The organism is Pseudomonas fluorescens NCIMB 11764 (assembly GCF_000293885.2).
Lineage (GTDB): Bacteria > Pseudomonadota > Gammaproteobacteria > Pseudomonadales > Pseudomonadaceae > Aquipseudomonas > Aquipseudomonas fluorescens_B.
This window is the reverse complement of sequence record NZ_CP010945.1, coordinates 4,025,330-4,039,245: the sequence shown is the minus strand read 5'-3', so window position 1 is coordinate 4,039,245 and position 13,916 is coordinate 4,025,330. Positions and strand designations below refer to the sequence as shown.

Sequence of the window (13,916 nt, the reverse complement as noted above, 5' to 3'; positions counted from 1 at the left end):
GGCGCGCGCCTTCTATCATCTGCGTGAGTTTTGCAACACTGAGTCAAGCCCAGGTTTTCATTGCCCCTGTTTGGCCGCCACCACACGCCACACCTTGTTACCGACATCATCGGCCACCAGCAACGCACCACCCTGATCAAGCGCCACACCCACCGGACGCCCTTGCGCTTCGCCGTCGGCATTGAGGAAACCGGTGAGAAAATCCACCGGCACGCCTGACGGCTTGCCGTCGCTGAACGGGATGAACACCACTTTATAGCCCGCCTGCGGATTGCGGTTCCACGAGCCGTGCTCGCCGATAAACACGCCATTGGCGAAACCGGCCGGCATTGCGCGGGCGTCGGAGAACGCCAGGCCCAGCGGTGCGACGTGGGTGCCCAGCGCGTAATCCGGGGAGATGGCCTGAGCCACCTTGTCCGGGCGCGGCGGCTCTACACGGGTGTCGACGTGGTTGCCGTAGTAACTCCACGGCCAGCCGTAGAACGCCCCGTCTTTCACCGAGGTCAGGTAATCCGGCACCAGGTCGCTGCCGATTTCGTCACGCTCGTTGACCACGGTCCACAACTCGTTCGAGCCCGGCTTCCAGGCCAGGCCGTTGGGGTTGCGCAGACCGCTGGCGAACAGGCGCTTTTCTGCGCTTTTAACGTCGACTTCCCAAATCGCCGCGCGACCTTCTTCGGCCTCAAGGCCGTTTTCACCGACGTTGCTGTTGGAGCCGACGGTGACGTAAAGCTTGGTGCCCTCGGGATTGGCGAGGACGTTTTTGGTCCAGTGGTGGTTGATGCCGGCGGGCAAGTCGGTGACTTTTACCGGCGTCGCGCTGATTTCGGTTTGCCCCGTGGTGTAAGGCACCTTGACCACGGCATCGGCGTTGGCAATGAACAGCTCGTCACCCACCAACGCCATGCCGAATGGCGAAGTCAGCCCGCTCATGAACACCGTGCGGGTTTCAGCGTGACCGTCGCCATCGGCATCGCGCAATAAGGTGATGCGATTGGCGCTGGGCACATCGGCACCGACCCGTCCCATCACAATGCCCATCGCCGTGCGCTTCGCCCAGGCCAGCGGCCCGCTGCCGCCGTCCGTGGCGCCTTCGGGCATCGGCGGGTGATTGCTTTCGGCGACCAGCACATCGCCGTTGGGCAGCAGGTAGATCCAGCGCGGATGGTCGAGATCGTCCGCCAGCGCGGTCACCTTGAATCCGGCAGGCGCCTTGGGCATGTCACTGCCTGACCAGCCGACTGCCTTGGACACCTTCAACGTGGGGATCAACGAAGTGGTGGGTTCAGGCAACTGCGGCGAGGGGCCGACGCTGGCCTGGGGCGGCAGTTTGGACGATTCACCACACGCGGTGAGCAACGCGGCAGCGGTCATCAAGAGCGCCAGTCGGCGGGAAACAGTCATGGTTCGAACCTCGCAATGGCCATCCGTGGGCCAATTTAGGGGAAGGCAAAATCCCGTCGAGTATCGCGGCGTTGATCCGTCACAAACACCGCGCCAGTCACAAATCAGTTTTGCCTGAATCGCACGAATGCACGCCCTCAATGCCGGGCACTATCCCAACCACTGGTTCCAGGCTAAGGCTGGTCACTTGTGGCGAGCGAGCTTGCTCGCGCTGGGCTGCGTAGCGGCCCCAAAAAGCTGACAACCAATGCGATTTTTGTGAGTGCTACGCACTCAAGCGCGAGCAAGCTCCCTCGCCACAGGTTTCTCTGGTTCAAGACTCTCCGGGTGTGAACAGCATTACGGTTCTACGCGGGATTCAACAACGCCTCGCGCAACAGCCTGGCCGCCGGCGAGTCCGGCACGCCTTTGCGTGATACCAGTTCATAGGGTTCGCTGCGCGAGGTGATAGGCAGCGGAAGCGTGGTGGTGAAGCCGTAGCCGGAGCAGAACTTCGCCACGTCGGTCGACACCAGCGCGACAAGGGTCGGGTTTTCCTGAAGCAGCGACAAGGTGGCGAAGGCCGAGGTGGTTTCCAGCAGGTGCACTGGAAAACGCAGGTCGGCCTCGTGAAATTCCCGCTCCAGCAATAACCGCATCGGCATGTTGGCGCGATAGACGACCCAGCGGTAATCCACCAGGTCCTTCAGCGATAGCTGCCGGGCATAGGCGAACGGGTGTTGGGTGCTGGCGATCACCGCGAGGGTTTCCTCGACGAAGGTCGAGCTCTCGTACAAGTAGGGAGTGGTGCTGATGGTAGTACGGCAGATCGCCAGGTCCAGGCGTCCGGCGTCGAGCTGGCTGAGCAGCGCGGCGCTGGTGTCCTCGACGATCTCGATGGACAGCTTCGGGTGGTCGGCTATCACCCGGCTGATCGCCGTGGTCAACAGCGGAACGGCGCCCATGATGGTGCCGACCGACACGCGCCCGCCCTCGCCGCTCATGATGCCGATGATCTCTTCGCGCAGGTGCGCGAGGTCGGTCTGGATCAACCGCGCGTACCGGATGACCGAGCGTCCGGCATCGTTCGGTTCAAGCCCGCGGTTAGTGCGGGTGAACAGGGACGTGCCAAAGGTGGTTTCAATTTCCTGCAGTGCCTTGCTCGCGCCGGGCTGGGTCAGCGCGACCTGCTTGGCCGCGCCCAGCAAGGAGCCGTGCTCATCCAGGGCGATCAGCAAACGAAGCTGCTTGATGTGCAGGCGGGACATGATCGAGTTCAGTGAGGGCGTCATCAGGGTTAACTAAAAGTTATAGAGGTATCGAAAGTTGTCAGTATCGAGGCTGGCCACGACGGCCCTATAGTCCACCCCACAACCAGGCAATGCAACGGGTTTGACCAGAGCGCTAACGCCCTCCTGCCCAAGACCGGTTGCAACAATAACAATCCTGTATAACTTGTGGTGAATCATGTCACTCATCAATTACGTCACCAAAATCCAGTTCGGCTATGACAGCCTCCAGCACCTGGCGGCCGAAGCCGAGCGCGCCGGCATCACCCGGCCGCTGATCGTCACCGACGTCGGCGTGCGCAATGCCGGCATCGTCGACAAAGTAATCGCTGCCCTCGGCGGCCTCACTCCGGCGATTTTCGACGCCACCCCGCCCAACCCGAACGAACACGCCGTGCGTGAAGCCGTGGCGCACTACCACCTCGGCGAGTGCAACGGCATCATCGCGGTGGGCGGCGGTTCCTCGATCGATCTGGCCAAGGGCGTCGCGGTCTGCGCCACCCACGACGGTCCTCTGCACAGCTTTGCGGTGATCGAAGGCGGGCTGGACCGCATCACGTCGGCCACCGCGCCGCTGATCGCGATTCCGACCACGGCGGGCACCGGCAGTGAAGTCGGACGAGGCGCCATCCTGATCCTCGACGATGGTCGCAAAGTCGGCGTCATCTCGCCTTACGTGGTGCCTCGCGTGGCCATCTGCGATCCGGAACTGACCCTGGGCCTGCCGCCCATGCTCACCGCCGCCACCGGCATGGACGCGATCGCCCACTGCATCGAAACCTTCATGGCGCCGGCCTTCAACCCCGCCGCTGACGGCATCGCCCTCGATGGCCTGTGGCGCGCCTGGGAACACATCGAACGTGCCACCGCCGAGCCTGGCGATCGTGAAGCGCGGATGAACATGATGAGCGCTTCGATGCAGGGCGCACTCGCCTTTCAAAAAGGTCTGGGCTGCGTGCACAGCCTCTCCCACGCCCTGGGCGGCATCAACCCGAAACTCCACCACGGCACGTTGAACGCGATTTTTTTACCGGCGGTCGTGCACTTCAATGCCAATGCTCCGACCGTCCGTGACGAGCGCAAACTCGAACGTCTGCGCCACGCGATGGGCCTTGAAGCCGGCGCGAACATCGGTGCGGCCATCGAAGACATGACCCGACGCCTGGGCCTGCCCACCCGCCTGAGCGAAATCGGCGTCGATCCGAGCCTGTTTGCCGGCATCGTCGAGGGCGCGTTGCACGATCACAGCCACAAGACGAACCCGCGCGAAGCCTCGTCTGCAGACTACCTGTCGATGCTCGAACAATCGCTGTAAGCAGCCGCTATCCAACAACAATAAATCAGGAGGCATCCGCGTCGTCGGCCAAGCCAACGCCAGCGGAACAATCATGAAGCCCACCGTCCTTATCGAACGGCAAGACGCCATTGCCATCGTCACCCTCAGTCATCCGGGGAAAATGAACGCCCTGACCCTGTCCATGTGGCAGGACCTGGGTGACGTCATGACCGAATTGTCCGCCGACCTCAGCGTGCGCTGCGTGGTGTTGCGCGGTGCCGGCGAACAGGCCTTTGCCGCTGGCGCCGATGTCGGCGAGTTTCCGGCCGTGCGTGCCAACCAGGCGCAAGCCAGGGTCTATGCCGATGTCACCTCGAAGGCGATGCGCGCGGTTGTCGATTGCCCGCACCCGGTGATCGCGATGATCCATGGCGTGTGCGTCGGTGGCGGCCTGGAAATCGCCGCGCTCTGTGACCTGCGTATCTGTGGCACATCCAGCCGCTTCGGTGCGCCGGTCGGCAAGCTCGGGCTGGTCATGTCCTATGACGAAATGTCTGGGCTGGTAGCCCTCGCCGGACGCTCGACGACCCTGGAAATTCTTCTGGAAGGCCGCATTCTCGACGCCCACGACGCCTACGTGAAAAACATCGTGACCCGCGTCGTGCCCGATGCAGAGGTCGAGTCAGAGACCCTCGCCACCGCCAAACGCATCACCCACGGCGCGCCCCTCGTTGCTCGCTGGCATCGCCAGGCAGCGCGACAACTGGAAGCGGGCGTTGCCCCCACCGTCGAACAGATCGACAGCAGTTACTCCTGCTACGACACCGACGATTTTCAGACTGGCCTGAACGCGTTCATCGCGAAAGCCAAACCACAATTCGAGGGTAAATAACATGGGACCGCTGACAGGAATGCGCGTGGTAGAACTGGCTCACATCATGTCCGGCCCGGTGTGCGGCATGATGCTGGCCGACATGGGCGCTGACGTGGTGAAGGTCGAGAAAGTCCCGGACGGTGATGATTCGCGCCGCTTCTCGCCGATCATGGCCAGCGGCGAATCCGCTTCGTTCATGGTGGTCAACCGCAACAAGCGCGGCATCGGCCTGAACCTGAAAACCGAGGGCGGACGCGACGTACTGCGCCGCCTGCTGATGGACGCCGACGTGGTCACGGAAAACTACCGTGCCGGCACCATGGAGAAATTCGGCCTGGGGTACGACACCCTGAAAACCCTCAACCCTGGCCTGATCTACTGCGCGATTTCCGGTTACGGGCGCAGCGGGCCGTTCGGCGAGAAAGGCGGTTTCGACCTGATCGCCCAGGGCATGAGCGGCATGATGAGCATGACCGGTGAAGCCGGGCGTGAGCCGGTCAAGGCCGGCTCGCCGGTGGCCGACATCAACTCCGGCATCCTTGCCGCCCTCGGCATCTGCGCCGCCTATGCCGCCAAACAGAAAACCGGGCTCGGGCAGATGGTCGACACGTCGCTGTTCGAAGCCGGCCTGCAACAGATGTACTGGCCGGCAGCGGCGTATTTCGCCGATGGCACCATCCTGCCGAAAATGGGCTCGGCCAACTCAACCAGCGCGCCGTACCAGGTGTTCCGCACGGCGGACGGCTGGATCAACATCGGCGCCGCCAACCAGGCCAACTACGAACGGCTGGTCGAAGCGCTGGCATTGCCGCAACTCAAGGCCGATCCGCGCTTCGCCAGCAACGCGTTGCGCATGGAGCATCGTCTGGCCCTGGTGGAAATTCTCAACGAAGTCCTGGTCGCGCGCACCACGGATGAATGGATGGTGTTGTTCGACAGCCTCGGCCTGCCTGCCGGGCCGGTCCTCGACATCGCCGCCGCCCTCGCCCATCCACAAACCAAGGCTCGCGGCATGGTCGTCGAGACCGAACACCCCACCGAAGGCCGGGTGCGCGGCATGGGCCTGCCGATCCACTTCTCCGACATGGACAACGCCCCGCCAACCACCAGCCGCCCTGCGCCGCTGCTCGGCGAACACACCCGCGAAGTGCTGAAGGAAAGCGGGTATGCGGAGAATGAAATCGATGAGCTGATCCGGAGCCAAGCAGTGGTGGCCCTGGCATAACGCAAAAACCTGTGGGAGCGGGCTTGCTCGCGAATGCGGTGGTTCAGTCAATACAGATATCGAGACTGATGGCCCCTTCGCGAGCAAGCCCGCTCCCGCAGGGAACAGCGTTCGCATCATTGATCTGCTGTTTTTTTAGAACAACTACAACAAAAACAAGAAGGTGAACATCATGAGCCGTATCTTGACCGAGTCTGTCAGCCGCCGATCATTTCTAGTGTCTGCCGGCGTCACCGTGGGTGGTGCATTTGCCGCCAACCTGCTGCCCTCCGGCGTCTTCGCCGCGACCAAACCCATCGTACTGCGCTACACCAGCAGCCTGCCCGACACCCACCCGCTGAACATCCAGATGAAAGCAGCCTCGCTCGCGATCAAGGCCGAAACCAACGGCGCAGTGGACTTGCAGGTGTACGCCAACGGCGCCATGGGTGGCGACACCGACATGCTGTCCCAGGTGCGTGCCGGGGCGATCGATTTCATTCCGCTGCCCGGTGCGATTCTCTCGACGCTGGTACCGGCCATGTCGATTGAAAGCATGCCGTTCGCGTTCAAGGATTACGACAGTGTCTGGGCCGCGCTGGACGGCAAACTGGGCGAGCACGTACGGGCCAAAACCGAGAAAGTCGGCCTGATCCCGATGGAGAAAGTCTGGAACAACGGCTTCCGCCAGATCACCAGTTCGACACGGCCGATCAACACCCCGCAAGACCTCGCCGGCTTCAAGCTGCGCGTGTTGGTCAGCCCGTTATGGACCTCGATGTTCAGCGCCCTCGGCGCCTCGCCGACCGGCATCAGCATCAACGAAACCTACTCGGCCTTGCAGACCAAAGTGGTCGACGGCCAGGAAAACCCGTTGGTGGTGGTCGAGTCCGCACGCTTTTATGAAGTGCAGAAATACTGCTCCATGACCGACCACATCTGGGGCGGTTTCTGGATCGTCGCCTCGGGCAAGACCTTTCCAAAACTGCCCGCCGATGTGCAGGAAATCGTTTCCCGGCAGATCAACGCCGCCGCGCTGGTCCAGCGCCAACAGGTGATCGACCTCAACGCCAGCCTGGAACCCTCGCTGACCGCCCACGGCATCACCTTCAACAAAGTCGACCGTTCATTGTTCAGGACTGACCTGCAGTCGAAGGGCTTCTACACCCAATGGAAGGAAAAGTACGGCCCGGAAGCCTGGAGCTTGCTTGAGCAATACGCGGGTCAACTGTCCTAAGCCGGAGACAAGGTCATGAAAACTGAAATACCAATGACGGAAGTGTCCCCCGCTGAAGGAGTCAGCCCGCGCCAAACCACGTTTCGTCTCGGTCGTGCGCTGGACACCGGCCTGCGCTGGCTGACCGAGGGCAGCGCGGCGTTGCTGGTGGTGATCGAAGTCACACTGCTGTTCTGCAATGTGTTCTCTCGCTACGTGCTCAACCAGCCGATCGTCTGGGGCGATGAACTGGCTTCGCTGCTGTTCCTGTGGCTGGCGATGCTCGGCTCGGTGGTGGCGATGCGGCGCGGCGAGCACATGCGCCTCACCTCGTTCATCGGGCGGCTGCCCGTGGAAAAACGCGCCTTCGTCGACACCCTGGGCGCGGTGATCGTTATCACCTTTATCGGCCTGCTGTTCACCCCGGCCTGGGAGTACGTCAGCGACGAGTGGATCATCACCACCGCCGCCCTGGAAATTCCCAACGCCTTTCGCGTGTCCGCCATCGCCGTCGGCCTGAGCCTGATGCTGATGACCTGCGTCGCACGGTTGCTGACCAGCGCACGGTTGATCGACTTCTCGGTGTCGGTGGCGATGCTCGCGTCCCTCGGCGCATTGTTGTGGGTGGCCGAAGGCTGGATGCTGTTGATGGGCAACTGGAACCTGGTGATCTTCTTCATGATCGGCGTGATGGCGATGATCGTCATCGGCGTACCAATCATGGTCGCGTTCGGCCTGGCGACGGTGGCGTATCTGTCGACCATGACCAGCACTCCACTGACCCTGGTGATCGGGCGGATGGACGAAGGCATGGCGAGCCTGATCCTGCTGGCCATCCCGCTGTTCGTGTTTTTGGGGGCGCTGATCGAGGCCATGGGCATGGCGCGGGCGATGATTCGCTTCCTGTGCTCGTTGATCGGTCATGTGCGCGGCGGTTTGTCGTATGTGCTGATCGGCGCGATCTACCTGATCTCCGGCATTTCCGGTTCCAAGGCAGCCGACATGGCCGCCATCGCACCCGCGCTGTTTCCGGAAATGAAGAAACGCGGCGAGGATGAAAACGAACTGGTGGCAATGCTCAATGCCTCCGGGGCGATGTCGGAAACCATTCCGCCCAGCCTGGTGCTGATTACCATCGGCTCGGTGACCGGCGTGTCGATTTCCGCACTGTTCACCGGCGGCTTCATGCCGGCGGTGGTGGGAGCGATTGCCATGGCCGCCGTGATCTGGTGGAAGAACCGCAAAGGCGAGGCTTCCACCGGTAAACGCGCCTCGGGCAAGGAAATCGGCCACTCATTGTTGCTCGCGATCCCTGCGCTGGCCCTGCCCTTCGTGATCCGCACCGCCGTAGTTGAAGGGGTCGCCACCGCGACCGAAGTCGCCGCCATTGGCGTGGCCTACACCTTCATCGTCGGTTTGCTGTGCTATCGCTGCTTTGACTGGCGGCGCCTGTATCCGATTCTGGTCAGCACCGCCTCGTTGTCCGGCGCGATCCTGATCATCATCGGCAGCGCCACCGCCATGGCCTGGGCGCTGACCCAGTCGGGCTTCTCCCATCAGTTGGCGCAGGTGATGTCGACTGTGCCGGGTGGTGCGATGGGTTTCCTGATCATCTCCGCCGTGGCGTTCATCCTGCTCGGCAGTTTCCTGGAAGGCATCCCGGCCATCGTGCTGTTCGGGCCGCTGCTGTTCCCGATTGCCAAGGCCATGGGCATCAACGACGTGCATTACGCCATGGTCGCGATCTTCGCCATGGGCCTGGGCTTGTTCGCCCCGCCGTTTGGCGTGGGTTTCTACGCCGCGTGCGCCATCGCCAAGGTCGACCCCAGCGGCGCCATGCGTCGGGTCTGGCCGTATCTCGGCGCGCTGGTCGTAGCGCTTGGGGTGCTGATTGCCGTGCCGTGGATTTCCATCGGTTTCCTGCCCAACGCCTGAATCACTTTTTGACTGTCAGCACTCAAACATGAGGTTTCCCATGAATTTCTCCACGCTCGAAGCCGGTACCGCAACCGAACGCCGACTGATCGTCGACCAGCCACGCACCATCTCGTTTCTCGGCGAGGACCTGCGCATCTATGCCACGCCACGCTTGGTCGACGACATAGAACAGACGTGCCTCGATTACCTGCTGACCTTCCTCGATGACGGCGAAAACACGGTCGGCGCGGCGGTGGATATCCGCCACGTCGGCGCCACGCTGCTGGGCATGTCGGTCAGCATCGTCGCCACGGTGACCCGCATCGAAGGTCGCAGTGTCACCTTCAACGTCGAAGTGCGCGATGACGTCGAGCTGGTCGCCACGGCCGCGCATACCCGCGTGGTGGTGAACGTCGCCAAACTGCGCAGCCGCGTGCAGGCCAAAGCCGAGGCCGCCGCCGCTGGCGAAGTCGAAGACGGCGTGCTCAGCCCTTCCCAATTCTCTGCGTCACGCTGAAAAGGGTCGAGTCATGATCACGCTGCACGAACGCAACGGTCTGCGGAACCTTGCCGCCGAGGATGCGCTGCCGGTTGTCGATGCTCACCATCATCTGTGGGACCTCGGCAACGGTCGCTATCCGTGGCTGCAGGACGAATACCACGAGGACTTTTTCCTCGGCGACTATCACAGCCTGTGCCGTGATTTCCTGCCGGAACAGTTCCTGGCCCTGACCGCCAAACAACGGTTGGTGGGGACCGTGCATGTCGAGGCCGAACGTGCGCGTGACGAGCAAGTCGCCGAGACACGCTGGCTGGAACAGGTGAACGCACGCTACGGCTTCCCGAATGCCATCGTCGCCCACGCCTGGTTCGATCGCGAAGACAGCGCGCAGATTCTTGCGGAACAAGCCGCCCGGCCACTGGTGAAAGGCATTCGCTCGAAACCGGTGACCTCGGCTTCACCGGACGTATCGATTGCCGGTGCCAAGGGCACGATGCAGGACCCGAAATGGCTGGAAGGATTTTCCCGGCTGGCCGCTCACGATCTGTCGTGGGACCTGCGGGTACCGCCGTGGCACCTGGTCGAGGCGGCCGAGGTGGCGGCGATGTTTCCGCAGATCCGCATCGCGCTCAATCACACCGGTTTCGCCTGGGATCGCAGCCCGGCCGGCATGACGCGCTGGCGCAAAGGCCTGGAAGCGCTGGCCTTGCAGCCCAACGTGCACATAAAGCTGTCGGAGTTCGGCCTCAAGGATTCGCCCTGGAACTACGACGATAACCGGGTGGTGGTCCTGACCGCCCTGGAGATCTTCGGCCCCGAGCGCTGCATGTTCGCCAGCAACTTTCCGGTTGCCGGTCTGCGCGCCTCCTTCGACACGATTGCCGATGGCATGGCCGCAATGCTCGCGCCTATGGGGCGAGCCTTGCAGGAAGCGGTGTTCGCCGGCAACGCTCGGCGCTTTTATCGTCTGGAGGAGCCGCATGGATAACTTGTCCGCCATCGATTGGCGCGCGCGCTTTCTCGCCAGCGGCGATGACGCGGACTTGCCCATCGTCGATGCGCATCAACACTATTTCGACATCGAAACCCATTACTACCCGTGGTTGAACGACCGCCCGTTGCGACCGTTTCGATATGGCGATTATTCGTCCATCTGCCGCAATTTCCTGCCGGCAGACTATCACCGGCTCACCGGCAGCCATCATGTCGTGCAGACGGTCGTGATCGAGGGTGAATGGGACCCGGAGACGCCGTTTGAAGAAGTGAGGTTTGTCGAGTCGCTGGCGAAAACCGAATCCACCCTGGGCGCCATGGTTGCGCAGGCCTGGCTGGATCGCGAAGACGCTTTTGATCTGCTGCGCCTGTACGGCGATCACCCGCTGGTGCGCGGCATACGCCACAAGCCAACGGTGACCAGTCTCGAGGCCTGGAGTGAAGATTTCGCCGAACCCGGCTCCATGCGCGATCCGCGCTGGCGCGACGGTTATGCCCGACTGGCCGAAAACGGCCTGCACTTCGAGTTGCAGGCGCCGTGGTGGCATCTGCCGGAAGCCGCCGAACTGGCCCGGGATTTCCCCGACGTAACCATCGTGGTCAATCACACCGCACTGCCCGCAGATCGTTCGGAAGAAGGCTTGGCCGGTTGGCGTAAAAACCTCGCGCTTCTGGCACAGGAACCTAACGTCGCGCTGAAGATTTCCGGCATCTGCATTCCGGGCGAGGCATGGCCGGTCGAGGCGAACCGTGGGGTGGTGAACGACGCGATTTCGATCTTCGACATCAGTCGCTGCGCGTTTGCCAGCAATTACCCGGTCGATGGCGTGGTGAACAGCCTCAGCGAAGTGTTCGACGGTTTCAAAACCATCGTCAGGGAGCGTTCCCCTGCTGATCGGCTGGCCCTGTTTCATGACAACGCCCGGCGTCTCTACCGCCTCGCTTGACCCGATTTGAACTGCTCATCAGGAGTCCAACATGTTTGAAGTTTCAGGCCACAACTACATCGCCGGCGCACGTTCGGCAAAAGGTACGACCACCCTGCAAAGCCACGACGCCAGCACTGGCGAAGCGCTGCCGTATCGCTTCCATCAGGCGACCGCCGAGGAAGTAAATGCAGCGGCACAAGCGGCAGCCACGGCGTACCCGACCTTTCGCAACCTGTCGGCCGCCCGCCGCGCCGGGTTTCTCGATGCCATCGCCACCGAGCTCGACGCGCTGGATGAATCATTCATCGCCCTCGTGTGCCGGGAAACCGCCCTGCCCGCCGGGCGCATCCAAGGTGAGCGGGCACGCACCAGCGGCCAGATGCGCCTGTTCGCCACGATGCTGCGCCGGGGTGATTTCTATGGCGCACGCATCGACCGTGCGCTGCCGGACCGCCAACCGTTGCCCCGTCCCGACCTGCGCCAGTACCGCACCGGGCTCGGTCCGGTCGCGGTGTTCGGCGCCAGCAACTTTCCGCTGGCCTTCTCCACCGCCGGCGGCGACACCGCGTCCGCCCTCGCCGCCGGATGCCCGGTGGTGTTCAAGGCCCACAGCGGCCACATGGCGACCGCCGATTACGTTGCGGATGCGATCACCCGCGCTGCCCGGAAAACCGGCATGCCCGAGGGTGTGTTCAGCCTGCTTTACGGCAGCGTCGGTGAAGCGCTGGTCAAACACCCGGCCATTCAGGCGGTCGGCTTCACCGGTTCGCTGCGCGGCGGCCGCGCCTTGTGTGACATGGCCGCGGCGCGTCCTCAGCCGATCCCGGTGTTCGCCGAGATGAGCAGCATCAACCCGGTGTTGCTGATGCCCGAAGCCCTCAAGGCACGGGGCGAAAAGATCGCCGCTGACCTGAGCGCTTCCGTGGTGTTGGGCGCGGGCCAGTTCTGCACCAATCCCGGTTTGGTGCTGGGCATTCGCTCGCCGGAGTTCACGGCTTTCTTGGAGCGCTTCGCCGGTTTGATGAACGAGCAACCAGCGCAAACCATGCTCAACGCCGGCGCACTGAAAAGCTACTGCCAGGGTCTGGATCACCTGCGCGCCCACCCCGGCATCACGCACCTGGCCGGCACCGAGCAACAGGGTAACCAGGCACGGCCGCAACTGTTCAAGGCCGACGCCAGCCTGTTGATCAATGGCGATGAGTTGCTTCAGGAAGAAGTGTTCGGCCCGACCACCCTCGTGGTGGAAGTCGCTGACCGCGCCGAATTGATCCAGGCATTGCACGGTTTGCGCGGTCAGTTGACCGCCACGCTGATGGTCGAAGATTCGGAAGTCGCTACCCAGGGCGACGTTCTGGCCCTGCTGGAACAGAAAGTCGGACGCGTCCTTTTCAACGGTTACCCCACCGGCGTGGAAGTCTGCGACGCCATGGTGCACGGCGGGCCGTACCCGGCGACATCGGATGCGCGCGGCACCTCGGTCGGGACGTTGGCGATCGATCGTTTCCTGCGGCCGGTGTGTTTCCAGAACTGCCCCGACAGCCTGCTGCCGGACGCCCTGAAAAACAGCAACCCGTTGAGCATCGCCCGACTGGTGGACGGCATCAGCCACCGCGATGCGCTGTAGGTCAACGCGCTTCAACTGACACCCACTGACAGTCACACCTTCCGCGCCTGTTGAACACAGGCGTCGGATTCGCTCGTCCCGAAAACCGCTGTACCCACACAACAACAAAAACAGAGGAAGTCTCATGCAAGCTCAACGTCACCCGAAACACCGCTTGTGCAAATTGATGCTGGCCGTGGCCGCTGCCGTGATGATCACCACCGCAGGCACTCAACTGGCCATTGCCGAAACCACGCCCGCCGCGACGACAGCCCCCATGCAATGTGCCACTGAAGCCACACCGCGCTACACCAAAACCCCCACCGGTTACCTCATGGTGCTGCGCATGGGCGACAACGCGTTCAAGGAACTGACCAAACTGGCCATCGCCGAGAAGATTCCCAGCGCGTCCATCACGGGTATCGGCTTCGGCAACGTCAAGTTCGGTTTCTGGAACAAGGACAAGAAGGACTTCGACGCCAAGATCCTGAACAGCGTCGAGATGGCCAGCATCACCGGCTCGGTGGCGTGGAAGAACGGTCAGCCTTCGATCCATATGCACGGCGTTGCTGGTGATGCCACCTTCCAGGCCTATGGCGGCCACATCCTCGATTTCGAGGTCACCACCGGCTCGATGGAAATCACCGTGATCGTCCATCAGCGTCGCCTGGAACGCGGAATCGATCCCTGCATCGGCGCCAACGTGCTGGGTATCTGAATCAAGCCT

12 protein-coding genes are annotated in these 13,916 nt (G+C 62.6%); 10 read left to right on the top strand and 2 right to left on the bottom strand.

What is annotated here, in order from left to right; all coding sequences use genetic code 11:
• Positions 1-57: 57 nt before the first annotated feature.
• Both B723_RS18630 and B723_RS18625 read right to left on the bottom strand, forming a co-directional pair.
• Complete coding sequence (locus B723_RS18630) at positions 58-1,404, bottom strand: PQQ-dependent sugar dehydrogenase (RefSeq protein WP_031318986.1); 1,347 nt, start codon at positions 1,402-1,404, stop codon at positions 58-60.
• A gap of 347 nt (positions 1,405-1,751) precedes the next feature.
• On the bottom strand, positions 1,752-2,675 hold the full coding sequence (locus tag B723_RS18625) for a LysR family transcriptional regulator (protein WP_031318987.1): 924 nt from the start codon (positions 2,673-2,675) through the stop codon (positions 1,752-1,754).
• 175 nt (positions 2,676-2,850) lie between these two features.
• Here B723_RS18625 and B723_RS18620 point away from each other — a divergent pair, with 175 nt between their 5' ends.
• The 10 genes from B723_RS18620 to B723_RS18575 all read left to right on the top strand — a co-directional run bounded on the left by B723_RS18620 (position 2,851) and on the right by B723_RS18575 (position 13,907).
• A complete protein-coding gene (locus B723_RS18620) occupies positions 2,851-3,987 on the top strand; it encodes an iron-containing alcohol dehydrogenase (protein ID WP_017339288.1) in 1,137 nt (378 codons plus the stop codon).
• Between the two features lie 73 nt (positions 3,988-4,060).
• The gene (locus B723_RS18615) at positions 4,061-4,840 is read left to right on the top strand and encodes an enoyl-CoA hydratase-related protein (protein ID WP_017339289.1); all 780 of its coding nucleotides are present in this window, start codon (positions 4,061-4,063) and stop codon (positions 4,838-4,840) included.
• A gap of 1 nt (position 4,841) precedes the next feature.
• The gene (locus tag B723_RS18610; RefSeq protein WP_031318988.1) at positions 4,842-6,047 is read left to right on the top strand and encodes a CaiB/BaiF CoA transferase family protein; all 1,206 of its coding nucleotides are present in this window, start codon (positions 4,842-4,844) and stop codon (positions 6,045-6,047) included.
• Positions 6,048-6,219: 172 nt separating this feature from the next.
• Positions 6,220-7,263: a TRAP transporter substrate-binding protein gene (locus tag B723_RS18605; protein ID WP_017339291.1), complete on the top strand. Its 1,044-nt coding sequence runs from the start codon at positions 6,220-6,222 to the stop codon at positions 7,261-7,263.
• 15 nt (positions 7,264-7,278) lie between these two features.
• Entirely contained in the window at positions 7,279-9,177 is a 1,899-nt protein-coding gene (locus B723_RS18600) for a TRAP transporter large permease subunit (RefSeq protein WP_031318990.1), read from the top strand.
• Positions 9,178-9,217: 40 nt separating this feature from the next.
• Complete coding sequence (locus B723_RS18595) at positions 9,218-9,676, top strand: thioesterase family protein (RefSeq protein WP_017339293.1); 459 nt, start codon at positions 9,218-9,220, stop codon at positions 9,674-9,676.
• Between the two features lie 13 nt (positions 9,677-9,689).
• Entirely contained in the window at positions 9,690-10,649 is a 960-nt protein-coding gene (locus B723_RS18590) for an amidohydrolase family protein (RefSeq protein ID WP_017339294.1), read from the top strand.
• Positions 10,642-11,601, top strand: a complete 960-nt coding sequence (locus B723_RS18585; RefSeq protein ID WP_017339295.1) for an amidohydrolase family protein — start codon at positions 10,642-10,644, stop codon at positions 11,599-11,601. Before B723_RS18590 ends, B723_RS18585 begins: the two co-directional genes overlap by 8 nt.
• Before the next feature lie 31 nt (positions 11,602-11,632).
• Positions 11,633-13,210 carry an aldehyde dehydrogenase (NADP(+)) gene (locus B723_RS18580; protein ID WP_017339296.1) on the top strand — a complete coding sequence of 526 codons (1,578 nt, stop codon included), beginning with the start codon at positions 11,633-11,635 and terminating at the stop codon, positions 13,208-13,210.
• A gap of 124 nt (positions 13,211-13,334) precedes the next feature.
• The gene (locus B723_RS18575) at positions 13,335-13,907 is read left to right on the top strand and encodes a PPC domain-containing DNA-binding protein (RefSeq protein ID WP_017339297.1); all 573 of its coding nucleotides are present in this window, start codon (positions 13,335-13,337) and stop codon (positions 13,905-13,907) included.
• Positions 13,908-13,916 lie beyond the last annotated feature (9 nt).